Annotated in this window: 23 protein-coding genes; all 23 read right to left on the reverse strand. The window is 66.4% G+C overall.

The genetic code is table 11. From position 1 onward, the window contains the following. Positions 1–12: 12 nt before the first annotated feature. Positions 13–981, reverse strand: coding sequence for a PDR/VanB family oxidoreductase (locus C5O27_RS01815; protein WP_127961754.1), 969 nt, complete (start codon positions 979–981; stop codon positions 13–15). 29 nt (positions 982–1,010) lie between these two features. Beyond that, entirely contained in the window at positions 1,011–1,997 is a 987-nt protein-coding gene (locus C5O27_RS01820; protein ID WP_127961755.1) for a GNAT family N-acetyltransferase, read from the reverse strand. Beyond that, on the reverse strand, positions 1,994–4,390 hold the full coding sequence (locus tag C5O27_RS01825; RefSeq protein WP_127961756.1) for a CaiB/BaiF CoA transferase family protein: 2,397 nt from the start codon (positions 4,388–4,390) through the stop codon (positions 1,994–1,996). Before C5O27_RS01825 ends, C5O27_RS01820 begins: the two co-directional genes overlap by 4 nt. Before the next feature lie 25 nt (positions 4,391–4,415). Next, entirely contained in the window at positions 4,416–5,855 is a 1,440-nt protein-coding gene (locus C5O27_RS01830) for an aldehyde dehydrogenase (RefSeq protein ID WP_127961757.1), read from the reverse strand. Positions 5,856–5,884: 29 nt separating this feature from the next. Beyond that, positions 5,885–7,069, reverse strand: coding sequence for a thiolase C-terminal domain-containing protein (locus C5O27_RS01835; protein ID WP_127961758.1), 1,185 nt, complete (start codon positions 7,067–7,069; stop codon positions 5,885–5,887). Beyond that, entirely contained in the window at positions 7,069–7,530 is a 462-nt protein-coding gene (locus tag C5O27_RS01840; protein ID WP_127961759.1) for a Zn-ribbon domain-containing OB-fold protein, read from the reverse strand. The genes C5O27_RS01835 and C5O27_RS01840 overlap by 1 nt, the downstream gene beginning before the upstream one ends. Beyond that, entirely contained in the window at positions 7,527–7,841 is a 315-nt protein-coding gene (locus tag C5O27_RS01845) for a hypothetical protein (protein ID WP_127961760.1), read from the reverse strand. Before C5O27_RS01845 ends, C5O27_RS01840 begins: the two co-directional genes overlap by 4 nt. A 69-nt stretch (positions 7,842–7,910) precedes the next feature. After that, positions 7,911–9,392 (reverse strand): acetyl-CoA acetyltransferase, encoded by a 1,482-nt coding sequence (locus C5O27_RS01850; protein ID WP_127961761.1) that lies wholly within the window; start codon positions 9,390–9,392, stop codon positions 7,911–7,913. A gap of 126 nt (positions 9,393–9,518) precedes the next feature. Next, positions 9,519–10,616, reverse strand: coding sequence for an ABC transporter ATP-binding protein (locus tag C5O27_RS01855; protein WP_127961762.1), 1,098 nt, complete (start codon positions 10,614–10,616; stop codon positions 9,519–9,521). A 28-nt stretch (positions 10,617–10,644) separates the two neighbouring features. Next, positions 10,645–11,442 carry a GNAT family protein gene (locus C5O27_RS01860; protein WP_244216577.1) on the reverse strand — a complete coding sequence of 266 codons (798 nt, stop codon included), beginning with the start codon at positions 11,440–11,442 and terminating at the stop codon, positions 10,645–10,647. Between the two features lie 92 nt (positions 11,443–11,534). Then, a complete protein-coding gene (locus C5O27_RS01865; protein WP_074851834.1) occupies positions 11,535–12,491 on the reverse strand; it encodes an MlaD family protein in 957 nt (318 codons plus the stop codon). Further along, positions 12,488–13,519 (reverse strand): MlaD family protein, encoded by a 1,032-nt coding sequence (locus tag C5O27_RS01870; RefSeq protein WP_127961763.1) that lies wholly within the window; start codon positions 13,517–13,519, stop codon positions 12,488–12,490. Before C5O27_RS01870 ends, C5O27_RS01865 begins: the two co-directional genes overlap by 4 nt. Continuing rightward, a complete protein-coding gene (locus tag C5O27_RS01875) occupies positions 13,520–14,635 on the reverse strand; it encodes an MlaD family protein (RefSeq protein ID WP_127961764.1) in 1,116 nt (371 codons plus the stop codon). Further along, positions 14,635–15,618: an MlaD family protein gene (locus C5O27_RS01880; RefSeq protein ID WP_127963738.1), complete on the reverse strand. Its 984-nt coding sequence runs from the start codon at positions 15,616–15,618 to the stop codon at positions 14,635–14,637. The genes C5O27_RS01875 and C5O27_RS01880 overlap by 1 nt, the downstream gene beginning before the upstream one ends. Continuing rightward, a complete protein-coding gene (locus C5O27_RS01885) occupies positions 15,615–16,625 on the reverse strand; it encodes an MlaD family protein (protein ID WP_425269590.1) in 1,011 nt (336 codons plus the stop codon). Before C5O27_RS01885 ends, C5O27_RS01880 begins: the two co-directional genes overlap by 4 nt. Beyond that, a complete protein-coding gene (locus tag C5O27_RS01890) occupies positions 16,625–17,710 on the reverse strand; it encodes an MlaD family protein (RefSeq protein WP_127961765.1) in 1,086 nt (361 codons plus the stop codon). The genes C5O27_RS01885 and C5O27_RS01890 overlap by 1 nt, the downstream gene beginning before the upstream one ends. A 1-nt stretch (position 17,711) precedes the next feature. Beyond that, a complete protein-coding gene (locus C5O27_RS01895; RefSeq protein WP_174718234.1) occupies positions 17,712–18,575 on the reverse strand; it encodes an MlaE family ABC transporter permease in 864 nt (287 codons plus the stop codon). 7 nt (positions 18,576–18,582) lie between these two features. Then, positions 18,583–19,443 (reverse strand): ABC transporter permease, encoded by an 861-nt coding sequence (locus tag C5O27_RS01900; protein WP_119031146.1) that lies wholly within the window; start codon positions 19,441–19,443, stop codon positions 18,583–18,585. A gap of 498 nt (positions 19,444–19,941) precedes the next feature. Then, positions 19,942–20,577, reverse strand: a complete 636-nt coding sequence (locus tag C5O27_RS01905; RefSeq protein WP_127961766.1) for a TetR/AcrR family transcriptional regulator — start codon at positions 20,575–20,577, stop codon at positions 19,942–19,944. A gap of 196 nt (positions 20,578–20,773) precedes the next feature. Then, positions 20,774–22,291, reverse strand: a complete 1,518-nt coding sequence (locus tag C5O27_RS01910) for a class I adenylate-forming enzyme family protein (RefSeq protein WP_127961767.1) — start codon at positions 22,289–22,291, stop codon at positions 20,774–20,776. Between the two features lie 164 nt (positions 22,292–22,455). Next, positions 22,456–23,637 (reverse strand): aromatic ring-hydroxylating oxygenase subunit alpha, encoded by a 1,182-nt coding sequence (locus C5O27_RS01915; protein ID WP_127961768.1) that lies wholly within the window; start codon positions 23,635–23,637, stop codon positions 22,456–22,458. Between the two features lie 181 nt (positions 23,638–23,818). Further along, a complete protein-coding gene (locus C5O27_RS01920; RefSeq protein ID WP_127961769.1) occupies positions 23,819–25,051 on the reverse strand; it encodes a cytochrome P450 in 1,233 nt (410 codons plus the stop codon). Then, the gene (locus C5O27_RS01925) at positions 25,048–25,287 is read right to left on the reverse strand and encodes a ferredoxin (RefSeq protein WP_127961770.1); all 240 of its coding nucleotides are present in this window, start codon (positions 25,285–25,287) and stop codon (positions 25,048–25,050) included. Before C5O27_RS01925 ends, C5O27_RS01920 begins: the two co-directional genes overlap by 4 nt. Between the last annotated feature and the right edge of the window lie 2 nt (positions 25,288–25,289).

A 25,289-nucleotide genomic window follows, 5' to 3' on the forward strand; every position in this document is an offset into this window, starting at 1 on the left:
TACGTAGAGACCTCAGAGATCCAGCACGAGCCTCGGCGTGCAGCTCCTCGACACGCACACCATCATGCAGTCGTTAGCAGCCTGTTCGTCGTCGTCGAGCACCGAATCCCGATGGTCCGGAATGCCGTCGAGGACTGACTGTTCGCAGGTGCCGCAGGTGCCCTCACGGCATGAGAAGTCGACCTCCACGCCATCACGCAGGAGCGCGTCGAGAACCGATTCATCCGCCGAGACCGCCACGGTCGTGCCGCTGCGGTCGAGCACGACCTCGAATCCTTCAGCGGGACCGTCGATGACCTTCGGTGCGAACCGCTCCAGATGGAGTTCGATATCGTTGCGCGACCTGCACTTCTCCTCGATCGACGCCAGGAGCGGCTCGGGTCCACAGCAATAGACGGCAGCACCCGGAGCCAGCGCATCGAGTGCCGCGTCGAGGTCGAGCAGACCGAACTCGTCCTGCGGCCTCACCTGAACCCGATCCGAATACTGTTGCGAGAGAGGGTCGGCGAACGCCATCCCCGACGCGGTGCGGCCACCGTAGAGCAGCGCCCACTCGGTTCCACGCCCATCGACCTCGGCGATCATCGGCATCAGCGGAGTGATGCCGATACCGCCGGCCACGAACAGATACGACGACGCATCGACGAGCGGAAAACTGTTCCGAGGGCCCTTGACCGCGATCAGATCGCCGACCGCGACGTCATCGTGGACGCTCTTTGAGCCACCGCGACTCTCGGGTTCGCGCAGAACCGCCACCCGCAGGTGCGTCCGGTCGGTGACGTCACCACACAGGGAGTACTGGCGGATCAGGTTGTCGCCGAGCACGAGGTCGAGGTGGGCGCCGGGCGCCCACTCCGGCAGTTCACCGCCGTCGGGATCGGCGAGGACGAGTGACACGACCCCGTCGGCCGCAATCTCCTTGGCAACCACGCACAGCTTGTGATTGTCGAGCGCAGCTGCCTCGGCCCGGTTGTCGTTCATCAGGACCTTCTCACATGTCGGAAGTCGTGTCAGCGGAACGCCGGCGGCGGGCTCGAACTCTCACCGAGCTGGTAGCAGGAGTGCACATCTTCCTGCTCGTAACCGAGCAACCGGCACATCCGGACCGCGCCCGCATCGTCGGGATCGATTCGTAGCGTGGACACCTGGACACCGGCGTCGAGTTGATGCCAGAGCGCACTGAGCAGCAGGGCTGTCCCGACGCCTCCGCCCCGCGCTGCCGAGGTGAGCACCAGCGCGTCGACCGGCGCGGCGCGGAGTTCGAGGTGACGGCGTTGCTCGGTGGAGAACCACACGAACCCGAGAACTTCCCCGTCCGCGTTCCGCGCGTCGACGATCAGCCCACCGCCGAGGCGCAAGTCGTCGGCGACGCGATCACGATGCCGCGGTGCGAGTTCCGCGGACGCGAGGACACCGGCGACCACCTGATCGTCGGCCGCGTGCTCACGAGGACCGACGACGGCGAGGCCGGACGGAACCTCGGGCTTGTCGAGCGGCAGGGCGAAGGGGCCGGTCAGGTGCCGGACCAGCGTCCATTGACGGCTGACCGTCGGGATCCCGAAGCGGCGCGTGAGGCGGCCCGACGCCGGGTGCGTCGAATATGCCCAGCAGCGAAGCGCTTTGGCGCCGGTGTGGTCCCAGCCGTCGGCCCCGTCGGTCTCGAGACCGATCTCCTCGACGAGCAGGGTGGTGATGCCCCGGGACCGGTATTCGGGGTGGACCACGTAGGAGACGGTACCCAGCCCGTCGGCGTCGACCGCAAGGTGCAGGTACGCCACGATCACCATCGGGGCGTCCTCGAGCGGGCTGAGGTCGCGCCGTGCCTTGATGGGCAGATGCGCGACGGTGCGGCCGGCGTCACCGACCTCCCGGACCGTGGTGGGATCGATGTGCGAGAACCCGGCCTCGTCGTCGTATTCGGCTGCCGTGGTAACGAGTTCGATCACCTCGTCGAGCTCGGCGCCGTCGAGGCGCGGTCGCCATTCATAGGTGATCATCGGGCACTCTCCTCGAGTGGCTGGAGGACTCCGTCGGCGACGAATCGCTGATACTCGGCTTCGTCGAGGCCGAGCAACCCGACCGCGATCTCATGCGTGTCGGCGCCGGGCAGTGGTGCCGGGTGCAGCGGCGCATCGGGGATCGACGTGAACCGTGCAACACGCACCGCGGTGGGCAGCGGCGCCGGGAGCAGCGGATGTTCGAGCCGGGTGTAGGCCTCACGCGCCGTCAGATGCGGGTCGGTGAGCAGCTCGGGCAGCCGAACCATCGCGCCCGCGGGTACACCCGCCTCCTGGAGGGCCGTCATCGCCTCGGTGGGAGTCCGCTCCGACAACCATTCGGTCAGGACCTTGTCCGCCTCCTCCCGATTCTCGATCCGCTTGTCCGCGTGCCGGAATCGGGCGTCGTCGGCGAGATCTTCACGGCCGATGAGACGAGTGAGGTTGCGCCAGCCCTGATCGTCGCGGATCGCGACCACGCACCACTCGTCGTCGCCGGCACACGGGTACACGCCGGCCGGTGCGGCGAACGGGTCGGTGTTGCCGACTGCGGACACCGATCCCGGCGCCAGTGATTCGCGGACGAGCCGGCCGCCGAGCGCGACGAGAGCCGTATCGGCCTGTGCCACCTCGATCTCGGCACCGCGTCCGCTCGACAGTCGCGCGATGAGGGCGGCGAGCACCGCGACCGCGGCGACCTGTCCGCCGATGTGGTCGGGGTACACCGTCGAGCCGTCGCTCAGGCCGGTGTCGGAGTCGGAGTACCGCCACAGTGCCGAGACGCCGCAGGCCGCACGGACGAGAGGACCGTAGCCCAGTCGGGTGTTCCACGGACCGGTGCTACCGAAGGCGCTGCCGTCGGAGACGATGATGCGCGGGTTGATCTTTCGCAGTTCGTCGTAGCCGATGCCCATCGAGTCGAGGGTTCCGGGTTTGAAGTTGGCGAGGACCACGTCCGCGTCCGCGGCGAGCCGGCGGAACAGGTTTCGGCCGTCCTCGGTACGGAGGTTCACACCCAGCGAGCGACGGTTGCGGTGGCCCCAGGCCACCGACGGCGACAGCACGTCCTTCCGCTTCGACTGGCGCAGGCCATCCGGGAAGTCGCGGTTCTCGACCTTGATGACGTCGGCGCCGTGGTCGGCGAACTGGCGGCCGAGTTCGGCACCGAAGACCACAACCCCGAGATCGAGCACGCGCAGCCCGGTGAACGGGTGGGTGCCGGGCTCGGCAGTCGCTTGCGCGAGTCCGCGGGCGTCGGTCGTCTCGGACCAGAGGTCCGCGGCGTCGTCGGCGGATCGGGCATGATGCCGGAATCCCGCTCGCCGGCCATCGAACTTGACGTAACCCGACGGAATGCGGGCCGTGACACCGGGCGCCAGCTCGGCGTCTACGAGTGTCCCGGAGGCTGCGAAGTGGTCGTTGTCGAGCACCTCGGCGGGACGCAGCACGCCCCCGATCGGTATGCCGCGCGCGGCGCCTTCGGCGACCAGCTCGTCGCGAGTGCGTTCGGCGAACAGTTCCTCGATCAACGGATGCAGGCGGTCCGCGGCCGCGAAACGCGCCGGGATGGTGTCGAAGGCGGGGTCGGCGAACTCGGCGGGCTCGCCGAGCCACGCGAACATCGCGCGCCACTGGCGCTTGGCGAGCAGGCAGATTCGCACCTGCCCGTCCGCGCAGCGGAGCACCGGATAGAAGTTCGCGGCGTCGGGTCGGCCTCGCGGGAAGTCGTCGCGGCGACCCGCCGCCGCGGAACCTTGCACACCGAAACCGGGGTCGAAACCGTGGACCACCGCTTCGAAGGCCGAGATGTCGACGAGTTGTCCGCGGCCGGTACGCAACCGGTCGTAGTAGGCCAGCAGCGCCGACCAGGCCGAGTGCACCCCCACCGACTGTTCGACGAGCCCGGCCGGGGGCAGCAGCGGTTCCCGTCCCGGCTCACCGGACCGCGACAGCACCCCGCTCATCGCGTAGATCACCGATTCGGTTGCGGTCCAGTCGGCGTAGGGACCGGTCTGACCGAATCCGCTGATCGACACGACGACCAGTTCGGGTGCTGTGGCCAGGAGATCGGCTGCGCCCAAGCCGGTCCCGGCCGGCAACCCGTTGGGTGTGCTCTCCACCAGGATGTCTGCGGCGGCAACCAGACTCAGGAATCGGGACCTGCCCGCGTCGGAGTCGAGGTCACAGACGACGACCCGCTTGTTCGCGTTGTTCAGTGCGAACGGGATGCTGATCCCGGACTCGATGGGCTCGGTACGGCGAGAGGCCGATCCACCCGGATATTCGACACGGATCACCTCGGCGCCCAGATCGGCGAGGAAACGTCCACACGACTCGCCGAGGCCGTCGGTCACGTCGACGACCCGTACTCCGGCAAGGGGCAGATCCGTCATGTCACTCCTGTTGCAGCTCAGTCGATCAGCGGGTGGCGAAGTACACCGATTTGGGGGCGAGGTAGGGCGCGAGGCCCTCCGGTCCGAGTTCACGTCCGAGACCGGACGCCTTCACCCCGCCGAACGGGGCGGTGAGGTCGAGGGCGTAGTGATTGACACCGACCGTCCCCGTTCGGATCCGGCGGGCCAGTTCGAGTCCGCCCTCCTCGTCGGCGGTCCACACCGTGCCGCCGAGTCCGTACTCGGAGTCGTTGGCGATGCGCACCGCGTCGTCGGTGTCGACGTACTCGGTGATGGTGAGCACCGGGCCGAAGATCTCCTCCTGCGCGATAGGGGCAGAGTTGTCGACCCCGGCGAAGACCGTCGGCTCGACGAACCAGCCCTGCGGGCGATCGGCGGGAACGCCTCCCCCGGTGGTGATCTGGTAGCCGTCGGCCCGGCCCGCCTCGATGTGGCCGAGGACCCGGTCGCGCTGCGCCGCGCTGACGAGCGGGCCGATGGCCGTCGCTTTGTCGAGCGGGTCACCGATGCGAAGCGCACGGACGGTCTCGGTGACCGTGTCGACGACCTCGCCGTAGCGGGACCGCGGGGCGAGGATCCGCGTGCTGGCGTGGCAGGTCTGCCCGTTGTTCAGGAGCGACACCTCCAGCAGGTGGCCGGCGAAGACATCCAGGTCGGCGTCTTCGGCGACGATGGCGGCCGACTTGCCGCCGAGCTCGAGCGTCACCGGCCGCAACAGGCGGCCGCACACCTCACCGATCGCGCGTCCGGCGACGGTCGACCCGGTGAAGGCCACCTTGTCCACGCCGGGATGCTCGACGAGATGTGCTCCGGCCTCGCGACCGCCGGGAACGACGTTGAGCACACCGGCCGGGAGACCGGCCTCCTGTGCCGCGTCGGCGAAAACGAAGGCATCGAGCGCGGTTTCGGGTGCAGCCTTGAGGACGACCGTGCACCCCGCGGCGAGCGCGGGCGCGATCTTCATCGCCGCCAGCGGCTGCGGGTAGTTCCACGGCGTGATCGCCGCGACCACCCCGACGGGCTCACTGCGGACGACGGTCCGACCCCCCAGCGCGCCGGGGCGCACCTCCTCGTCCTCCGTGGCCCGGATCAGGCCTGCGTAGTAGGAGAGCATCGCCGCGGGACCGTAGCCGTTGGTCGGCTTCGCCAGGCTGATGGGCATCCCGTTCTCGCGGCTGACCAGTTCGGCCGTGTCGCGAGCCCGGGCGGTCATCGCCGCGGCGAATCGGTCGAGGACATCGGCGCGCTCGGGCCTGCCCATCGATCCCCATGGTCCGTCGAGTGCGGCCCGTGCCGCCGCGACGGCGGCATCGATGTCCGCGGTCCCCGCCAGAGCACTACGGCCGAGCACCTTCTCGGTCGCGGCCTCGATGACGTCGCCGTACTTCCCCGATGCCGGCGACGTCCAGTTCCCGTCGATGAACAACTCGTTGCGATCCAACATGATGACCCTTCGGTGTCTTCAATGCCTGGTTAGAGCGTGTCTGCGTGGCCGAACAACACCGAACTGACCAGCGGGGCCATCGGACCACCGATGAACAGCGACGTCTTCGCGTCGGACACCTGGTTGGTCGAGGTACCGCGGATCTGACGCACGGCCTCCGCCGCGAGGTTCAGACCGTTGATGAACGAATCGGCCAGGTTGCCGCCGCTGGTGTTCACCGGGAGCTTCCCGTGCGGTGCGGTCAGGTTCTCCACCGTCATGACCGTGCCGGCGGCTTCTCCGGGCGGACACAGACGATGGTCGATGAGTGCCGCGACCGCGGGACCGCTGAAGTTCTCGTAGACCTGCACGACGTCGACGTCGTCGGGACCAAGCCCCGCTGACGACCAGAGACGTTCGGCGACCCCGGGTTTGCCGTTGTTCGCAGGACCGAACCCGGCGGTCGAGTACTGCTCGTCGTTGTCGACGCGCTCGCAGTAGCCTCCTGGCGCGCCCTGTGCACCCGCGATGACATAGGCGGGGTCGGAACGGAGTTCGCGTGCCCGGTCGGCGGAGACCAGGACGAGTGCCACCGCACCGTCGCTCTCCCGCGAACAGTCGTACAGGTGGAACGGTTCGGCGATGAGCCTCGACGACTCGTAGGTCTCCTCGTCGAGCGGCCGACCGTGCCCCTGGGCCGTGGGGTTCTGTTGCGCATGCTGATAAGCCGCCAGCACCAGAGATCGCATCGCCGAACGCGGGACGCCGTCGTGCTCGAGCATCCGCTGCGTCCGCATCGCGCAGATCTGTGCGGGCGAGCCGACCCCGTGCGCCAGGAAGTGCGGGCCGTAGTGGTACTTGGCGTAACCGAGTCGTCCGGTGTCGGCCTGCGACATGGCGCGATACACGACGACGCAGTCGGCCTGTCCCGACGCGATCGCAACGGCCGCATTCGTGATGGCCGCGGCCACGCTGCCCCCGCCGCCGCCCCACATCATGTTCGACCAGCGCAACTCGTCGACCATCAGGGCCGCACCGAGGATGGGACCGTCGTTGGAACCGCCCGCGTACGAGACGAATCCGTCGATCTCGCGGGGCGAGACCCCGGCGTCGGCGCAGGCGTCGAGGATGGCCTTGATGGTCATCTGCTGCTCGGTCATGGGCGATTGCCCACGCTTGTAATGCATTTCGGCGACACCGACCACGGCGGTCGCACCACGGATCGATCCGGACATCAGCGTCCTCCCCCTATCGAATCGGCTGGGGCCGAATCGTTCCGGCGCCACCTCAGCAGCGGCCAGGGTTCGCCCTCCTTGTGCTCGAAGAGTCCGGTGACGGACTCACCGATCCGCGGCGTCCGCTCCACATCGTCGACGAGCAGTCCGAGGACGCGGCGACCACCGGCGCCGGCGAGTTCGACGAGGACGCTGATGTAGGGCATCCGGTCGGACAGTTCCTCGATGTACGGGTACCAGCTCCGACTCCAGCTGTAGACGGTGCCGACCGGTTCGACGCTGCGCCATTCGAGGTCGAAGCCGTGACAGTTGCCGCACACCGATTGCGGACTCCAGATCCAGGTCTGGCAGGTGCCGCAGCGCTGCAGGCGGAGCTCACCTGCGAGGAGGCCCTCCCAGTACGGTGCGTCGATACCATCGGCGGCCGGGCCCCACGGGACGTCGGTCGTCGCGGCGGTCATGCCCCATCACCGGGCGGGAAGTTCTCCAGGGCGGCAGCCAGCCAGGTGCCGTCGCGGCGTTCCCAGACCGAGCGGAGGCCGACCTGACGGCCGTCGAAAGTGTAGACGGCCTCGCCGATCATCCGGTCGCCGTCCGCGCGGACCCCGACGATCCGGTGGTCCTCGATCACGCCACGGGGCACGTCGACGCCCTCGAACACGGTCGGGAGGTTCTCCTGGACCATCTCCGCCAATGCAGATCCCATGTCTCCGGCGGCGACGTGGCCGACGTGCTGCGCATAGCGGGCACGAAAGTCGTCGATCTCGCTCATCGCGTCACTCCTTCACCGCCGGATGCCCGGCGTCTGTGCAATAAACCTTACGTCGTTAGATATAGCGGGTCAACCGAGCCGGGCGATCCCGGACTCCTCGACCCTCATCGAGCGACCGGCCATCTCGGCGTCGGCGAACTCGGCGAGGTCGCCGGCGTCGGTGACCACCGCCAGGGTCCGCGCACCGCCCGGCACCCGCGCCGCGACGAACGCCTTCTCGGGATCCCCCTGCCGGCCGAAAGCGACTGTCCAGGACTCGACCTCGGCTACACCGTCATGGGTTTCGGCCACCGCCGTCGTGGGCTCGGCATCCACCTCGGCCTGGACGTTCTCACGCCGGAACCCGCCTGCCGGGGGCTCGGTGCTGTACACGCCGAAGGCGTGCTTGGTCAGGTACCCGCTGTTCGCCGTCACCAGACCGTAGGTGCCCGGGGACTCCCGCAGCCGCGACGCCACCGTGGCGATGGCATGCGTGCTGTAGTTGTTCCACGGCCCACCGGCGAAGGTGAGGCCACCCGTACAGGTGAGGGGCCGCTGCACGCCGCTCGGGTCGAGCCCCAGCTCGATGGCGGCCACCTGCACCGCGGACGGGAAGCAGGAATAGATGTCGAGGAACGAGACGTCGTCGATCCCCACGCGGGCGAGCTCGAGCGCACGGTGTGCACCGACCCGGATCGCGGCCGACCGATCGAGCGCCCCGCGCGCCGCGATCGCGCCGGTGTCCTTCGACTCGGTACCGCTGTGCGGGAACACCCACTCCGAACGGGGCACGCCGAAACGTTCCGCCGCCTCCGCCGAGCACACGATCAGCGCGGCCCCCTGATCCACCATGTTGTTCGAGTTCAACAACTTCGGATAGGGAGTCGAGATCCAACGGTTGTCCACCGACGGTTTCGCGACCTCGGCGGCGGAGTAGGACCGCTGCGTCCAGGCGTGCGGGTTCGTCGCGGCCATCTCGCTGAACGACGACCAGAGCGCACCGATGTGTTCGGCGTGCTCGGCGATGGTTCGGCCGGCGGAGATCCGCAGCGCCTGCTCGAAGAGCGGATAGACGTACGACGGGCGGTCCAGCCCGATTCGGCGCTCGCTCTCGGCCTCCATCGGAACATCGGGCACGATGATCTCGGCCGGCGGCACCGACTCGTCCTGCTTGGTCCACGCCGGACGCTCCCCCTTGGCGCGCAATTTCATCCGCGTACGCCAGGACTCCGCGCCACCGATGAGGATGACGTCGGCCCGCCCAGCGGCGATGTCCTCGGCAGCCGCGTTGACGAGCACCTGCGGCGTACTGCCACCGTTTCCGGTGTAACCGGTGTGCACACGTCCCGCGCCGAGCCGGTCCGCAACGAGTGCCCCGGGATCGCGATAACGCCAGGAGAGCAATCCCACCACGCGCACCGAATCGATGCTCTCGAGCAGCTTCGGCGCACCGGCCTGCTCGGCAGCACCGCGGGCCGCCCGCACGATCAGGTCGACGGGCTCGACTCCGCCGTCGCGTTCGTTCACCTGTCCGCCCCCGACGACGACAGGTGTACGGGGATCAATTCTCATGGACTGTTCGCTTCCCTTCAGGCATGGGCACTCGCGAGGGGTTCACGACCCGGCGCGGGACCTAAACCTAACATCAGTAGGTAGCGGGCGTGCGCCGGCCACCACGCCGACGCTTGCGCCGGACGCTCAGACCCGGGGCAGGACCTGGGTGGGCGCGTCCTGCCAATCCCGCGCCGCTCCCGGGCCCGCGACCCCGTCGGCCACATCCGCCGCGTGGGCGTCACCCTCGGCACGGATGCGGTCCTCTACGGCCATGCTGCGCAGGATCGCCTCCTGCGCATTCGGCGGCAGGTCGGGAAGCATCTCGTGCACCCGCACACGGTGACGGGCCACCGCCTTGCGTTCGGGCATACCGGGATTGGGCTGCACCTGCGGGATGATCTCGGTGAAGTCCTCCTTGGTACCACCACCGGAGATACCCGCGGCCTGCATGGCCTCTTCCTGCTTCTGGACGGCCTCGTCCTTCTCCTCGGACATACCGATCGGACCGAAACGATCACCGGAGAGGAACTGCTTGACCACCGGCTGCTCCGAGGTCAGCAACTGCTCGCGCGGACCGAACATCACCAGCTCCTTGCGGAAGAGCATGCCGATGTTGTCCGGGATGGTACGAGCGATGTTGATGTTGTGCGTCACGATCAGGATCGTCGCGTCGATCTGCGCATTGATGTCGATCAACAGCTGCGAGATATAAGCGGTACGAACCGGATCCAGACCCGAGTCCGGCTCGTCGCACAGGATGATCTGCGGATCGAGAACCAGCGCACGAGCCAAACCGGCACGCTTGCGCATACCGCCGGAGATCTCACCCGGCAGCTTGTCCTCGGCACCGGTCAGACCGACCAGGTCGATCTTCTCCATCACGATGTCGCGGACCTCGTTCTCCTTCTTCTTCGTGTGCTCACGAAGCGGGAACGCGATGTTGTCGAACAACGACATCGAGCCGAACAGGGCGCCGTCCTGAAACAGCACACCGAACAGCTTGCGGATCTCGTACAGCTCCTTGGCCGAACACTGCGTGATGTCGGTGCCATCGATGATCACCGAACCCTGCTCGGGATGCAGCAGACCGATCAAGGTCTTCAGGAACACCGACTTACCGGTACCCGACGGACCCAGCAGCGCCGACACCTCACCCTCCGGCAACGTGAGCGACACGTCCCGCCAGATGTTCTGCGAACCAAAAGATTTCGTCAGATTCTCGACACTGACCTCAACACCCATGGCCTTTACCCCGTCCTCGTCGTCGCGTTCAGTTACCCGGAACCGCGGGTGCGGGCTGTGCGGGTGCGGGCTGTGCGGGCGCCTGCTCGGCCGGTGCCTGCTGCGCCGGCGCCGGTGCTCCACCCTCGTTGGCGTCGAGGTTCGAGCCGGTGCTGCTGATGGCGGTGATGAGCCAGTCCTGACTCTTGTCCAGGGTCATCCGGTAGGTCGCCGTCGACTCGATACCCGACGGTGCCTGCACGTTCTTGGTGCGCACGTTCACGAAGGCCACCACCTGGTAGGAGTCACCGTCGACCGATTCGACCTTCGCCGCAATGGGTTCCGCGGTCGACGACCACTGCAGCGGACGCAGCAGCTGTTCCATCTGGGTCGACGCCTGGCGCAGGCGCTCGGACAGTTCCGGCGAGGTACCCGCGGTGAGGCGACTCCGCCAGTCCTCCGGATTCTCGAAGCTCATGTTCGCGGCGCCCTGTGCATAGTCGAGGGCGACCTGCTCGGCCTTGGCCTGATCGGCCGAGGCCGCCTTCAGGTCGTCGACCTCGTTGGAGGTGCTCATCAGCTGCCAGCCCATCAGGCCCAGTGCGGCGACCACCAGCACGGCGACCGCGCCGACGAGGACGGAGCGCAGCGACACCGAGCGGCCGGCCAGGCGGGACTTCGACTCGGCCTTGATGTCGGCGGTCTTCTTCTCGGCGGTCTTCTTCTCGGCGGCCTTCTTCTCGGCGGCCTTCTCGTCAGCGGTCGTCTCGGTGACGTTCTCCTCAACCGCGACATCGTCTGCGGTGGTGTCGGTCTGGTCGTTCTCCGGGTGGGTATCGGTCTTCATGGGAGTCTCTCTTCAGGTCGGGGGTGAAGTCAGCAGGGCTGTGACATCCAGGCGACGGGGCTACGCCCGTCCCGTCTGTCTTCGACGCGACATCATCGACCTCCCACGGGGATCTCGATGTCGAGCGCCCCGGAATCCGTTGCGTTCAGCAGGTTGTCGAGGAATCGTCCCATGTCGACGGTCCGCAGCGAAGCCGCGCCTGATTGCGCGGCGGGCAGCAGGTTGTCGCCGATGACCTTCAGATCCGCTCCGCTGTCGTCGAGGAACTTCTGCAGGGCGGCGACCAGAGGCGAAGCTCCGGTGGTGATCCCGGTGTACATCGGGCCACTCCAGTCGATCGCGTCCTTGGTCCCGGATTCCATCGCCGAGAAAGCCACACCGAATTCTTCGAGGTTCGGCGAGGTCGCGCGCAGCAAAGCAGGCAGCGGAGTGGATCGCATCAGCAGCGGCTGCATGGTGGCCAGCAGCGTGGTGAGCTGATCGGCCTGCTGGGTGAACTCGGACGTGAGCAGCCGGCCGGCACGGTTGAGGTCCTCGATGACCTCCATTCCGTCGGGCAGGCCCAGGTCGAGTTCGGCGAAGACGCGCTGGACCTTCTCCGGGTCGGTCTGGCCCAGCACTTCGGTCACCCGCTCGGAGAGTTCCTTGAACGTCGCCGAACTGGAGACGCTCTCGCCGTCGACCAGAGCGTTGTCCTGCAGGTACGGTCCGCCGGCCGTACTCGGCATGACGGCCACGTAGGCCTCGCCGAGCGCCGAGAGGTTGTCGACCCGGAACTCGGACTCCACCGGAACATTCTCCGACTCGTCGTAGTCCCAGGTGATCTGGGCTCCGTCCGCGGCCTGCCGGATCGAGGTGACGTGCCCGATCTCGATACCGCGGAGCAGGACACGCGAACCGACGAGGATGCCGTTGGTGTCGGGCACGGTGATCGTCGCGTGCTTCGCCGACGGCGATTTGACGTGCAGTCCGACGTTGAGGATGTAGGCGATCGACAGGGCGGCCAGCGCCAGCATGGCCACCACCGACACGCGGGTCTTCGTGATCATCGAATTGCTCCCAGCATGCTCAGCAGCAGCTTGGTGTCCCCGAGAAGCTGCTTCTTACCCGCCGTGCGGACCGAACCGCTGTCCGTGGCGGTGACGCGAACCGACGACACGTTGACCGACGGGTTCTTGGCGAACGGGATCAGCGTGTCCTCGAGGAACTTCGCCATCGCGGCGCCGGTGGACGGCGCCTGATCCCACATCCCGCGGCCGGCCTCGCCCGTGGCGGCGAGGGAGTTCAGCAGCGGCACGAGGAACAGACCACCGGTGAACACCGATCCCACCGACGGCAGGAGCGTACTGATGTGGGCGACCAGTGATTTGGCCACGGTCTTCCAGTAGTGCAGGCCCTGATCGGAGAAGACGTGGTCGATCTGCACCCGGCTGTCGTCGAAGGACTGGGACACGGCGTTGAGCGCGTTGATGGTCCGTTCGATCTCGCCGGTGTTCCGCGCGAGATCGTCGAGGTCCTTCGACACGGTCGCCGCGATCTTCCGGACATCGCCGACCGGCGGCATCGTGCGGTTGAGGGTCGCCATCGTGTCCTGGACCTTCTGGATGCTGCCGCCGTTCACGAAGTACGCAAGGACGGCGATGGTGTCCTCGAGCGGCGGCGGCGAGGTCGTCCGGTCGACCGGGATGACGCTGCCCTCTCGGAGATACTCGCCGGAGCCGTCACGGGCCGGCGGTTCGATGGCGAGGTAGGTGTCGCCGAGCGGCGTGTTCTGGCGGATGATCGCGGAGGAATCGGCCGGCACCGCGCGGTCATCGGTCAGTCCGACGATGACGTCGACGCCGTCCGGGGTCGGGTTCGTCGACTCGACGCGTCCGACCTGGATGCCGTTCATCATGACGTCGGCACCGTCGGGCAGGTTCAGCACACTGGTGAACTGCAGGGTCACCCGGTAGTCCAGCGGCACACCGCTCTTCACCGACGGAAGGCGATTCGGGCTCAGTGACGAGCAGCCGGTCAGGCCGACGACGATCGCGCAGACGACGATCGCCGCGACGAGGATTCGTTTCGCGCTCATCTAGAAACCAGCCTTCTGCAGCAGGATCGACAACGGATTGACCGAGGTGGTGCCCTTCTCCTGATCGCAGGCTCCGCCGAGGGCCTTGCACTCGGCCTTGCTGACCGCGACCTTGGGTGCCTGATACGGCACGGACAGTGCACCGGCGGCCGACTCCTGCTCGCGCATCGCCGCGGCGATCGACGGCGTGACACCGAGGAGCTCGGAGAGCTCCGGAGCGCGCTGCGCACCGTAGGCGACGATGTCCTCCACCGGCCCGTGTAGCAGCGGCCACAGGATGTCGTCGCCGTAGTTGCGCTGGATGTCGTACAGCAGGGCGATGGTCCAGCCGACACCCTGACAGAACCGGGCGACGTCGTAGAACAGGGTGGTGCCCAGCGCCGAGACGTTCGGCGCCTGGTTCATGATCGACATGATCTGATCCCAGTTGCGCACCGCGGAGTCGGTGAGCGGGGCCATGTCGCGGATCGACGTCCCGATGTCGGCGATGAACGAGTCCGGGTTCTGGGCGGCTCGCGCCGCATTCTCGAACATCTTCGACGCCTGCGTCCCGGTCCCGGCGAACGCACGGTCGGCACCCTCGAGGACCTTCTCGAGGTCGTCACCGCCGTTGTCCGACAAGGCCTTCAGGAAGTCCGACGCCGAGCCGGCGACCTCGGAGATGCTCTTGGGCGTGAAGGCGTTGTCGACTCCGATGCATCCGCCCTCGACGAGCGTGGGGCCGCCCGCATAATTGCCGACGAGTTCCAGATTGCGGTCTGCGAGGAGGGATTTGGACCTCGTGACCGCTTTGACGTCGGCCGGGTACTTCCGTCCCGGCTCGAGCGAGAAGGTGACGCGCGCGTGGGTGCCGCGGCTCTCGATCTTCTCGACCTTGCCGACCGGGATGCCCATCTGGGTGACCCGGTTGCCCACATACAGACCGATCGTGTCCGAGATGTCGGCACAGAAGCCGTCACCACCCGCCATGTCCGGACCGACATCGCGTGCGGAGGCCACGCTCAGCCCGACGGTCGTGACCACGGCGGCCATCGCCGCGACCGTTCCGACCGCGATGGCGGCCCGCCGACGCTTGCCGGCACGGTCTGTCCCGAGCCTGGAGATGATGCCCCTCATCAGCAGTTCCTTCCCGGAATCGGAATGCACACGTTCTCGGTCCACAGCGCGTCGCCGCCGATCTCGCGCATGCCCTGCGGAGTGATCCACTGCGCCAGCTGTTTCCGAGTGGAGACCAAGCCGTCGATGGCCGGTCCCAGCTGCTGCTGCAGCCGGATGATGGTGTCCTTCATCTGGTTCACGTGCTGGGCGACCAGATCACTGTGGCCGAGGTAGAAGCGCATGAACGGGGACAGCTTGTACAGCACGTTCGCGAACAGCTTGTAGGCGTAGTTGAAGCCCGCCGAGTTCACATGATAGGTGCTGACGACCATGTCGATCTTGCGGATCAGTTCGAAGACGAATTCACGGTTGCCGTTGAAGGTCTGGAGGTACTCCGCAGCCAGTCCGGCGATCTGATGGACCTGACCGCGCTGCTTGTCGAAGACCTCGGTGACCGACTCCAGACCGTCCACGATGCCCCGGAGGGAGGTGTCGTTGGAGCCGAGCGCCTTCGCGACCTGGTCCAGGTTCGAGTTGACCTCGCCGGCGTCGACCTCGTCGGTGGTGCTGGGCACCGCCTGGATGATGTCGCCGATCGAGTAGGGCACGGTGACCCGTTCTGCCGGAATGGGTGTGGTCAGTTCTTCCCGCCCCATCGGGATCATCGTGATCGCGTAGCCGCCGACCGGGGTGAGCATCCGGACCTCGAGGCGGGTCTGGTCGCCGACGAAGGTCTCCTCGTCGATCCGGGCGGTCACCTGGACCCGGTCCGGCGCGAGGGTCACCTCGCTGACCTTCCCGACGCTGATCCCGGCGACGCGGACGTCTTCGCCCGGTTCGATCGCGGAGGCGTCGGTGACCTCGAAGGTGATCGACTTCTGGCCCGGCGGCCGCAGGTAGATGACCGCGAGGGTGCCCAGCAGTGCCACGACGACCAGTAGGACCACCGCGCCGATCACACCGTCGTGTGTCGAGAACCGATGCAGCCGGCTCTTCTTCATCGCTGGCACAGGACCACCTCGCTACCACTCATGAGCACACGGACATCGGCGGGGAGCTGCGCACGTCCGTTCGTGCACTGCTTCGAGAACGACGCGCGGGTGTCGATTCCCCGCAGGCCGGCCAGCGCATTCGGCATGAGCTGGAACGAGTTCAGCGCTTCCTGCATCGACTTGAACGAGGTCTGGAGGAACTCGTCGACATCGAACTGCTCGTTGATGCCCAACGCCACCAGGAGCCGCTCGACGGGTTCGAACAGGGCCGGGCCGGCACTCGCCGTCACCGCGAACTCGTCGAGCACCGTCATCGCATTGCTGATCGGCAGGTCCACGGCCTCCAGGAACCCCATGACCTGAGGTGAACGCCCGCCCATGGTGTCGGCGATGCGCGCGAGATTTGCGGTGAGGGTGGAGATCAGCTGCTGCCGGTTCTTCGCGTAGTCCGCCAGTTTCTGCGTGCTGTCGAGCATCGGTCCGAGACCGGAACCGTCTCCCTGCAACAACGCGATCGCGTTCTCGCTGAACTGGTTGACCTCGTCGGCGTTCATGGTCGTCAGCACCGGTTGGAGTCCGTTGAACAGACCGGTGATGTCGAAGGACGGCACCGTCTGGGAGGTCGACGCATGGCTGACCATCTGACCGGGCTCGTCCCCGGGTCGGACGTCGAGGTAACGCACGCCGGTGAGGTTCTGGTACTTGATCGCGAGCTTGGTGGTCGACGTCAGCTTCTGCTGGTCTTCCATCGTGAATTCGACTCGGGCGAAGGGCTTCCCGTCGGCATCGTGCTGCAGATCCACCGCGGTGATCTTGCCGATGCGCTTGCCGCGGAAGCGGACGTCACCGTTCTCGTGCAGTCCGGATGCGTCCGTGAAGTCGGCGCGGTACTTGACCACCTGGGCGTCGACCGGGTTGCGCATCGCGTTGATCACCAGGATGAACAACAGGACGGTGATCACCGCGACGATCGCGACCTTGATGCCGGCGAAGAGCGTGTTGCGAGACGTCAGCATCAGTTACCTCCGACGCGCGGGCCGTCGACGACACCCATGCGGGCCAGCGGACCCGCGACCGCGGGCACGGTGTCGAGGAGCAGACGGATCTGCAAGGTCTTGGCCTCCTCGTTGCCCTTGAACATGTTGCGCAACTGTTCGATCGCCTTTCGTGTCTTTGCCATCGACGCACCGCCGCCGATCATCTGCGGCACCGGGTCGACCAGGTACTTGATCGAGGTGACCACCGGGGTCAGATCCGTGGCGTGCGACCCCAGCAGGGTGCCGATAGCGCCGAACAGTCCGTCGGCGGCGACGGTGAGCGACCGGTCCATCAGGTCGTGGTAGGCCTCGTCCACGCCGCGTGAACCATCAGGCAGCTTGTTGAGGACGTTGTTGCTGATCGCATCCAGGCTCTTCATCGCCTCCCGGTTGAAACCGGGGAAGGCCTCGGCGAGGTCGTTCATCTTGCCGAGGAGTGTGCTCGGCATCTGGTGCTGCGTACGCGCCACCTTGTCGGTGAAGATGACCGCGGTCTCGATCAGCGGCGACAGGCCGTTGGCGTAGCGCATCACCTCGTCGAGGCTGTCGATCATGTCGCGGGTCAGCGTCCCGTCCACCACGATCGAGCTGCGTTCGATCATCGTCGACATGGTGAAATCCGGTGCGGCCTCACGGCGTACGGTCTGCCCGCTGCGCAGGGACTCCCCACCCGGCATCGCCACGAGGTTGACCGCGGTGACGCCGAAGTAGTTCTGCGGCCGGTAGTCGAGCTGGAACGAATCGGTGAGGCTGCCCGCGGCCTGCTCGTCGAGGACCACGTCGACGTGGACGACGCCGGGCTCGGTCGAGTCGATGCCGGTCACCTCGCCGACCTCGGCCCCGCGGAGCAGGACCCGGCTCCCGTTCTCGACGCCGGGCCCCAGTGCCGGGAGAACGAGGTGCAGATCGGTTCCCCGGGGCGCGGTCGCGCGGGGATAGACCACCGCGAACACCGCGACGACGACCACCAACACCACCAGAGCCGAGAGGCCTGCGGTGACGAGCGTCCGGGACTGGCCCCGGACATCTCCTCTGATGAAGTCCTGACTGCTGTTCACTGACACGTCAACCCCTGAACGGAAGGACCGGATTGAGGCCCCAGATGGCCACGGTCATGAGGAAATTGAGAACGACGATGGCGACCAGGCTCGCGCGGATGGCGCGCCCGGATGCGGCGCCGACACCTGCCGGCCCACCGGAGGCGAAATAGCCGTAATAGCAATGGATGATGGTGATCACCGCGCAGAAGATGAGCGCCTTGGCGACCGAAGCGAGAAGATCCGGTATCGAGATGAACTGCGCGAAGTAGTGGTCGTAGGTTCCTTCGGGTTGATCGTGGAACAGCTTCACGATCAGTCCGCCGGTGATGAAGCTGACGACCAGCGCCATGAGGTAGCTCGGCAGCACCACGAGCATGCCGCCGATGAGGCGGGTTCCCACCACGAACGGGATCGCCCGCAGTCCCATGGTCTCGGTCGCGTCGATCTCCTCGGAGATTCGCATGGCGCCGATCTCCGCGGTCATCCGGCAGCCGGCCTGCGCGGCGAAGCCGATGCCGGTGATGATCGGCGCCACCACGCGGATGTTGCCGAACGAGTTGATGATTCCGGTCAACGCTCCGAAACCGAGGAGGTCGAAGGCCATGAAGGCCATGATCGCGACCACCGAACCCACCGCGATACCCAGGAAGAACATCAGGCTGACCACGCCGCCGTCGACGATGACCGAGCCACTCCCCCAGGCCATGTCGTTCATGGTCTTGACTGTTTGCTTGCGATAGTGGCGAATCGTCGTCGGCAGCAACGCGAAGGTCTTGCCGACGAACACCACGATCTGACCGAAGGTTGCGATCGCCGTGGTCACGCGCTCGTTCAACGCTCGGCCCAGGCGGAAGATGCCCGCGGGGGCCGTAGCACTCTCTGTCGTCATCTGAGCCTCACGCCAGTTGGGCCGGGAAGAACATGGCCTGCAGCTGACTGACCGCCATGTTCGTCATGAAAATGCACAGGACACTGAGGACCACCGAGGCGTTGACCGCGTTGGCCACCCCCTTGGGACCGCCTTTGGCCTCGAGGCCTCGCAAGCTTGCGATGACCACGACGATGAAGGCGAACAACACGGCCTTCAGCACCGAGAACATCAGGTCGGTCGGGGTCGCGAAGGTTCCGAAGGACTGCCAGAAGCTAGCCGGGACAACGTCGTTGACGTTCGCCGCGATGGCCAGACCCGCACCCACACCGGACGCGATGATCATCACGCAGAGTGCCGGCGCGATGGCGAGCATCGCCAGGAACCGCGGCACGATGAGCCGCTGGACGGGGTTGACGCCGATCACCCGCATCGCCTCGATCTCCTCGCGGATCGACCGCGCGCCGAGGTCGGAGGCGATCGCCGAGGCGGCCGCGCCACTCATCAGCAATCCGGCGGCCATCGGCGCGCCCTGGTTGACCACGCCCAGACCCGACGCCGCGCCCGCAAGGGAGTTGGCGCCGACCTGATCCATGACGCCACCCACCTGAACCGAGACCTCGGCACCGATCGGAACCGCCATCAGCAGCGCGGGAAGCGCGGTGACCTTGAAGAGCTTCCACATCTGGTCGATCACTTCACCGCCGGCCAGGCGGAGGGTGAAGGTGTCGGTGATCGCGAACCGGATCATCTCCCCGGCCAGTCGCGCCGAACGACCGATGGTCGCCAGACTACGACTGATCCGGTCGATCACACCGGCGGCGAACCTACGGAGCGCCTCGGCCGATCTGATTCCCGGACTGCGCCCTCCCAGAGCACTGACAGTCATCACGGTCCTCTCGAATTCATTAAGAGCGGTGACACGTCGGGGAGATTGCCGAACGGTCCACGACCCCGTGGCGGGTTCAGGGCTGCCCCGCGCCGGCGTCGACGGTGAGGCCCTGAGGGATGTCTCCCCGACTTCGGACATCACCCTTGTGGCCTAGCATCGTTAGGCGGGACACTGTGATGCCCACCACTTGAAGCCTTGATCAGACTAGCAGACATGAGACGTTCGCTGTCAAGTGTCAGCAGCTCGAAACCGCCTGGACCGGCTAAAACCCCAGCTAGTCGCCTGACTTATCCCGAAACCGCAATCTATTGTTGTTAGATTAATGACCAGCCCCGGCAGTACGGTCGATCCATTCGGGGTGCATTCAGTGCCGGCACGACGGAAAGCGCCCCTGGGAACCACCCTCGGTGGCCGCGCCGACGACACCATGTCCTCGGGCGGCCTCTGGAGGGTTGAACTCAGGGGCGCTCTTCAGGGGAGCTTTTCGTTGGCGCGCTAGGCCTTCGCGGAATCGGCCGGCACCGCACTGGGCAGAAAGGACGGAAGTACGAAGTTACGCAACATCTCTCGATGTTCCGGATCATCCGGGCGATCGAAATCCAAACGGCCGACGAGGATGAACTGGACGAATGCGATCCACTCGGCCATCTTCTCCCTGTCGAGATCCGTACGGATTTCGCCGCGCTCCATCGCCTGCTCGATGACCGGACCCCACATCTCCGCGGTGAGCCGGGCGGCAAGCCCCGACGCCCCGACGAGGGGTTCGGCCATCTGCATGTGTTCGGGGCTGACCAGGATGCGGATCAGCGGATCGCGGCGACCGCGGTCGACCAGGAAGATCAGGCCCTCGACCAGCTGGTCGGCGAAGGAGTCTCTCTCCTGCAAGAACTTCCGTGCCTTGGCGAACAGCATGCGCGACCGTCGTTCGATGATGGCAGAGATGAGAGTGTCGCGGTCACCGAAATAGCGGTAGACAGTCGGGCGGGACACACCGGCCTCACGACCGATGTCGTCCATCGTCGTCTTGGATATGCCGTATCGCTGGAAAACCTTCTCGGCAGCGACCATGATCTGTTTACGGGCCTCGTCGACGTCCTCGCTCAGGACGTTGCCCGTCTTTCTGCGTGCCACGTGTGTACACCTCCCAGAAAGTCATGTTACAACGGACAAACTGTGTCATCTGTCCGGCAAGCTGAAAAAGCGAGACAGCCTTCTCGGACCTCGCGACGAGCCAAACGGAACAGCAAAACGACCGAGGTGCGGATATCCTCCGCGACCTCGGCCGTCTCACCAGCAGCGCGTACCTCGTCTAACGCACGCGCACCCCTCAGCGCACGCGCTCGAAGCGAGTGTCCACATCCTTGTACTCGTCCCGGATCACCGTCTTGGCGATCTTCCCGCTGGGCAGACGGGGCAGCGGGTCCTGACGGATCACGACGTAACGAGGCACCTTGAAGTCGGCCAGGACCTTCTGGCAGTGCTCGACGATCGTCTTCTCGTCGACGTCCGCGGCCGTCACGATCGCCGCCGGCGTCTCGCCGAACCGGTCGTCGTTCGCCGCGATCACGGCGACCTCCTGGACTCCGTCGATGGCGCCGATCGCGATCTCGAGTTCCACCGGCGAGATGTTGATGCCGCCGGAGATGATGAGGTCCTTGAGTCGGTCGACGAACTTCACCCGGCCGTCCTCGTCGGCTTCGCCGAGGTCACCGCTGTGCAGCCAGCCGTCGCGCAGCGCCTGCGCGGTGGTCTCGGGGTCGTTCCAGTAGCCGGGGGTGACACCCGGGCCGCGGACCACGAGTTCGCCCGCTTCTCCGGGAGCCGCTTCCTCACCCCTGTCGTTGAAGACCTTGACCTCGGTGAAGATCGACCCCGTGCCGCACCGGTCCGGGAACTCGAAGGCCTCCTCACGGATCGTCGCGGTCGCGACACCGCCGGCCTCGGTCATGCCGTAGATCTGACGCAGGAGGACACCCTTGTCGGCCCAGCGCTTCAGCAGCGGCACCGGAACGGCTGCGCCGCCGACGATCGCGGTCTTCAGGGCGCTCAGGTCCGCCTCGGCGAACTCCGGGGCACGCGAGATGGCCTCGAAGATCAGCGGGACGCCGAAGATGGCCTCCACCGAATGCTTCTCGAGGAGCTTCACCGCGTTCGAGGGATTCAGCTCCGGCTCGACGACCAACGTGCCGCCCAGAACCGTCGTGATCAGGAGTCCGTAGACCAGGCCCGGAGTGAATGCGAGCGGCAGGACCAGCAGCGTGGTGGTTCCCGGCCGGAAACCCTCCTCGGTGAGGGTGTTCTCGAAGACGATCGACATGAGCGTCCGGTTGGTGAGGATCACACCCTTGGACAGCCCGGTGGACCCGCTGGTGAACAGCACGGTCGTCGGCTCGTCGGGTTCGAGATCGACGCGGAAGTCGTCCGCGCCGCCGGCGCGCAGCGCCTCGAGCTCGGCGTAGGTGATGACGCTGAACGGTTCACCGATCGCCGCGGTGTCCTCGGCCAGCTGCTCGAAGCCCGGGGCCACGATCACGACGCCGATACCGGCGTCGTCGGCGATCTTCCGCAGCTCGGCCGGACGGTAGCGACTGTTCAGCGGAACCAGGACGCCGCCGGACTTCAGCGCGCCGAGGGCCGCGACCGGCCACTCGAGCGAGTTCGGTCCGAGGAGACCCACCCGGGCGCCAGGCGCGACGCCCTTGCCCTCGACGAGGAGGCGGGCGATGCGACTGGTCCAGTCCCGCAGCTCGCGGTAGGAGATCTCGGAATCGGAGAACACCACTGCGGTGGTATCGCCCTTGGTACGGGCCCACCAGTCGAGCGCCTTGCCGATGGTTGCGGTCATGATCGTACTTTCTTCTATGTCAACAGGTTTCGATACGGCCGAGGGGTGCGGCCGCCGCACTGCGCAGATCCGGCATGTCGGCCGGCCCCTCAATCACCTAACGCTTATAGGATAAATCGGACTTTGCCGCTGCGGGCCGGTTCCCGCGAACCGCCCCCTCGACCTCACGAGCCGGCGGCGCGACCCTCGGCGACGAGCCTCTTGGTCTCACGACGGAAGACCTGGTTGGCGATCTCGTTGCGGCCGAGCAGCATGTCACCCGCGTCGGCACTGCCCATGCCCTGTTGCGAATCGCGCAGCAACGGGAAGTCCTCCTGATGCAGGACCGCGAGCAGGATCTCCCAGTTCTTGTTCCACAGGCGCTCCCACCGTTCCTGCTCCATACCGCTGTCCTCGACGGTCGGCACCATCAGGCGCTGTTCCATCCGGGACTTGGCCGGATCGGTGGGGTGCGGACGGAACGTCAAGAGCTGGAAGTGATCCGGCTGGCGGAGCAGGGTGCTGTTCGGCCCGAGCCAATGCGTCTCGGTGACGAACTTGTCCAGCGGGGCATCACCGGGATCCTCTTCGAGGAAGCGGTCGATCGACTTGCGCGGCGCGATGAATCGGCAGTGCCGGCCGAAGTCCTCGAAGGCCATCACGTTGGTGTGGATGATCTTTCCGGCGGTGTTCGGGTGCGCGTACTGGATGTGGTAGCCGTCCAGGAACGCATCCTGCATGATCTTCCAGTTCGTGGGTTCGTCGAAACCCGCGGCCCGGAAGCAGACCAGCTTGTCCAGGTTGTACTCGGCGAGCATCGGGTCGATCTCGGGACCGAGCCAGGCCGCGACGTCGATCTCGGCCGAGGCGTTGTCGACGACCCAGATGAACCCGTGACGCTCTTCGGTCGGGATCTCGATCAGGCCGTGGTCGGAACGGTCCACATCGCCGAAAGTCGAGTCTCGCGTGATGGTCCGCAATGAACCGTCCGGATCGTAGGACCAGCGGTGGTAGCCGCAGGAGAAGATCCGGCAGCGCCCCTTCTCGCTCTTCTCCAGCATCGCGCCCCGATGCCGGCAGAGATTGACGAAGGAGCGGACACCGCCGTCCTTCTGCCGCACCACGATGATGTTGTTCCGCGGCATCTGGACCGTCACGAAATCGTTGGGCCGCGAGATCTCGCTGCCGTGCGCGACGATCGACGGCACCCGGCCGAAGATGTGGTCGCGCTCCTCCTTGGCGAGCGCCGGGTCGGTGAACTCCTCGGGCTCGAACTGCACGATCTCATCGAACTTGTCCGTCGTCTCATTGCGCAGGAGCTCGAGCGCACGCCGGATTCGGTCTTGCCGGGGAAGCGAAGTGGTCATGGTTCCCTCCGTGGAGGAGCGGTTGTCTACGAGTTGGTATGCACCCGTCCGGACTGGGGCGGATACTGCAGTAAACCTACAGTAGTAAGTTTTATGGAGCAATGGCGCGCCACCCCTGGACCGGTGTGGCGGGCGGGGAACACAACCCACCACACCGGTGATCAGGGCACGCCAAGCCGGGTCAGGGCTCCGGGGTGAACCGGATCGGCATGCGGACACACCCGCGCACCTGACTGGAGTGGAACACCGGCGGATCTGATTCCACGAGCCGGAAATCGGGGATGCGGCGCAGGATCTCCTCGAGTGCGATCGTGAGTTCGATACGCGCCAGATGCGAACCGAGGCAACGGTGCGGCCCACCACCGAAGGACAGGTGACGGTTCGGCTTGCGGGCGATGTCGAGCGCGTCCGGGTCGTCGAATTCCTCGTCGTCGCGGTTGGCCGAGCAGAGCATCAGGATCAGCTGCTCGCCTTCGGAGATCTTCATTCCGCCCAGTTCGACGTCGCGGGTGGCACGACGCCCGGGGACCACGGCGGCCTCGATGCGCAGGATCTCCTCGACCGCGGTCGGGATCATCAGCTCGGGGTCGTCGATGATCGCCTGTCGCTGCTCGGGATTGTTGACCAGGTGGACGATCGCCCACGCCAGCGAGCCCTGCACCGTGTGCAGGCCGGCGATGAGCAGCAGGAAGAACATCCTGTTCAGCTCTTCGTCGGTCAGCAGCCGGAGACCGTCCTCGAGCTCCACCTCTGTGTGGATGAGCTGCGAGGTGACGTCGTCACCTGGGTTCGCACGTCGCTCGTCGACCATCTTCTGGAAGTAGCCGAGCATCTGCATGCCGGCGATGGCGCGCGCTTCCAGCGATTCCTGTTCGGTGCCACCGGGCTTGCCGAACAGCACGACATCGGTGGCCTCGGTGAACAGCGGCGCGTCCTCGACCGGCCAGTCCATGAGCGCCAGGAAGATGCGGGCCGGGAGTTCGTGTGCGAACTCCGAGATGTATTCGGCCTCACCCTTCTTCGCAAACCCGTCGAGCAGGTCGTTGACGACGCCGCGGATGTCGTCGGACAGCTTCTTCATGCGGGCCGGACCGAACAGCGGCTGAAGCGCCTTGCGGTAGCCGGTGTGTTCCGGCGGGTCGAGCTCGATCGGGATGAACTTGCCGAAGGCCTCGTTCGTCACCAGGTTGTTGGGGTAACTGGAGAAGGTTTCCGCGTCACGCAGAACCTCGTGGATCTCGTTGTAGGAGGTGACGATCCAGTGTCCGCCATGGGCGGTCGAGTAAACGACCGGACCCTTCGCGGCGAGTTCTGCGGCGAACTCCTGGAATCGATCTACCGGGGCTGCGATGGACGGGTCGTAGACGTCGAAGTCGACGGTGACGTCCTCGCGGGATCGTTCCGCTGTTGTCATTGCTGATCCTTGGTGGTCGTGGATGTGGTGGTGAGCAGTGCCAGTGCCCGTTCCGGGCACATCGACACCGCCTCGCTCGCCTGAGTCGCCTCGTCCGGCGTGAGAGTGCGCTCCGGGACCACGGGGTCGCCCTGATCGTCGGCGTCGATCAGATCAGGGGCGACCCCGTAGCACAGTCCGTGTCCGGCGCACGCCACGCGATCCACAGTGAGAGTGGTGGGCTGCGGGGAGGACATGA

The organism is Gordonia alkanivorans (genome assembly GCF_004011905.1).
In the GTDB taxonomy this organism is placed as follows: domain Bacteria; phylum Actinomycetota; class Actinomycetes; order Mycobacteriales; family Mycobacteriaceae; genus Gordonia; species Gordonia alkanivorans.

Coding starts and splice junctions, on each gene's coding strand:
- C5O27_RS01815 (WP_127961754.1), bottom strand. CDS start 981: ATGAACGACAACCGGGCCGAGGCAGCTGCGCTCGACAATCACAAGCTG.
- C5O27_RS01820 (WP_127961755.1), bottom strand. CDS start 1,997: ATGATCACCTATGAATGGCGACCGCGCCTCGACGGCGCCGAGCTCGAC.
- C5O27_RS01825 (WP_127961756.1), bottom strand. CDS start 4,390: ATGACGGATCTGCCCCTTGCCGGAGTACGGGTCGTCGACGTGACCGAC.
- C5O27_RS01830 (WP_127961757.1), bottom strand. CDS start 5,855: ATGTTGGATCGCAACGAGTTGTTCATCGACGGGAACTGGACGTCGCCG.
- C5O27_RS01835 (WP_127961758.1), bottom strand. CDS start 7,069: ATGTCCGGATCGATCCGTGGTGCGACCGCCGTGGTCGGTGTCGCCGAA.
- C5O27_RS01840 (WP_127961759.1), bottom strand. CDS start 7,530: ATGACCGCCGCGACGACCGACGTCCCGTGGGGCCCGGCCGCCGATGGT.
- C5O27_RS01845 (WP_127961760.1), bottom strand. CDS start 7,841: ATGAGCGAGATCGACGACTTTCGTGCCCGCTATGCGCAGCACGTCGGC.
- C5O27_RS01850 (WP_127961761.1), bottom strand. CDS start 9,392: ATGAGAATTGATCCCCGTACACCTGTCGTCGTCGGGGGCGGACAGGTG.
- C5O27_RS01855 (WP_127961762.1), bottom strand. CDS start 10,616: ATGGGTGTTGAGGTCAGTGTCGAGAATCTGACGAAATCTTTTGGTTCG.
- C5O27_RS01860 (WP_244216577.1), bottom strand. CDS start 11,442: ATGAAGACCGATACCCACCCGGAGAACGACCAGACCGACACCACCGCA.
- C5O27_RS01865 (WP_074851834.1), bottom strand. CDS start 12,491: ATGATCACGAAGACCCGCGTGTCGGTGGTGGCCATGCTGGCGCTGGCC.
- C5O27_RS01870 (WP_127961763.1), bottom strand. CDS start 13,519: ATGAGCGCGAAACGAATCCTCGTCGCGGCGATCGTCGTCTGCGCGATC.
- C5O27_RS01875 (WP_127961764.1), bottom strand. CDS start 14,635: ATGAGGGGCATCATCTCCAGGCTCGGGACAGACCGTGCCGGCAAGCGT.
- C5O27_RS01880 (WP_127963738.1), bottom strand. CDS start 15,618: ATGAAGAAGAGCCGGCTGCATCGGTTCTCGACACACGACGGTGTGATC.
- C5O27_RS01885 (WP_425269590.1), bottom strand. CDS start 16,625: ATGCTGACGTCTCGCAACACGCTCTTCGCCGGCATCAAGGTCGCGATC.
- C5O27_RS01895 (WP_174718234.1), bottom strand. CDS start 18,575: ATGACGACAGAGAGTGCTACGGCCCCCGCGGGCATCTTCCGCCTGGGC.
- C5O27_RS01900 (WP_119031146.1), bottom strand. CDS start 19,443: ATGACTGTCAGTGCTCTGGGAGGGCGCAGTCCGGGAATCAGATCGGCC.
- C5O27_RS01910 (WP_127961767.1), bottom strand. CDS start 22,291: ATGACCGCAACCATCGGCAAGGCGCTCGACTGGTGGGCCCGTACCAAG.
- C5O27_RS01915 (WP_127961768.1), bottom strand. CDS start 23,637: ATGACCACTTCGCTTCCCCGGCAAGACCGAATCCGGCGTGCGCTCGAG.
- C5O27_RS01920 (WP_127961769.1), bottom strand. CDS start 25,051: ATGACAACAGCGGAACGATCCCGCGAGGACGTCACCGTCGACTTCGAC.
- C5O27_RS01925 (WP_127961770.1), bottom strand. CDS start 25,287: ATGTCCTCCCCGCAGCCCACCACTCTCACTGTGGATCGCGTGGCGTGC.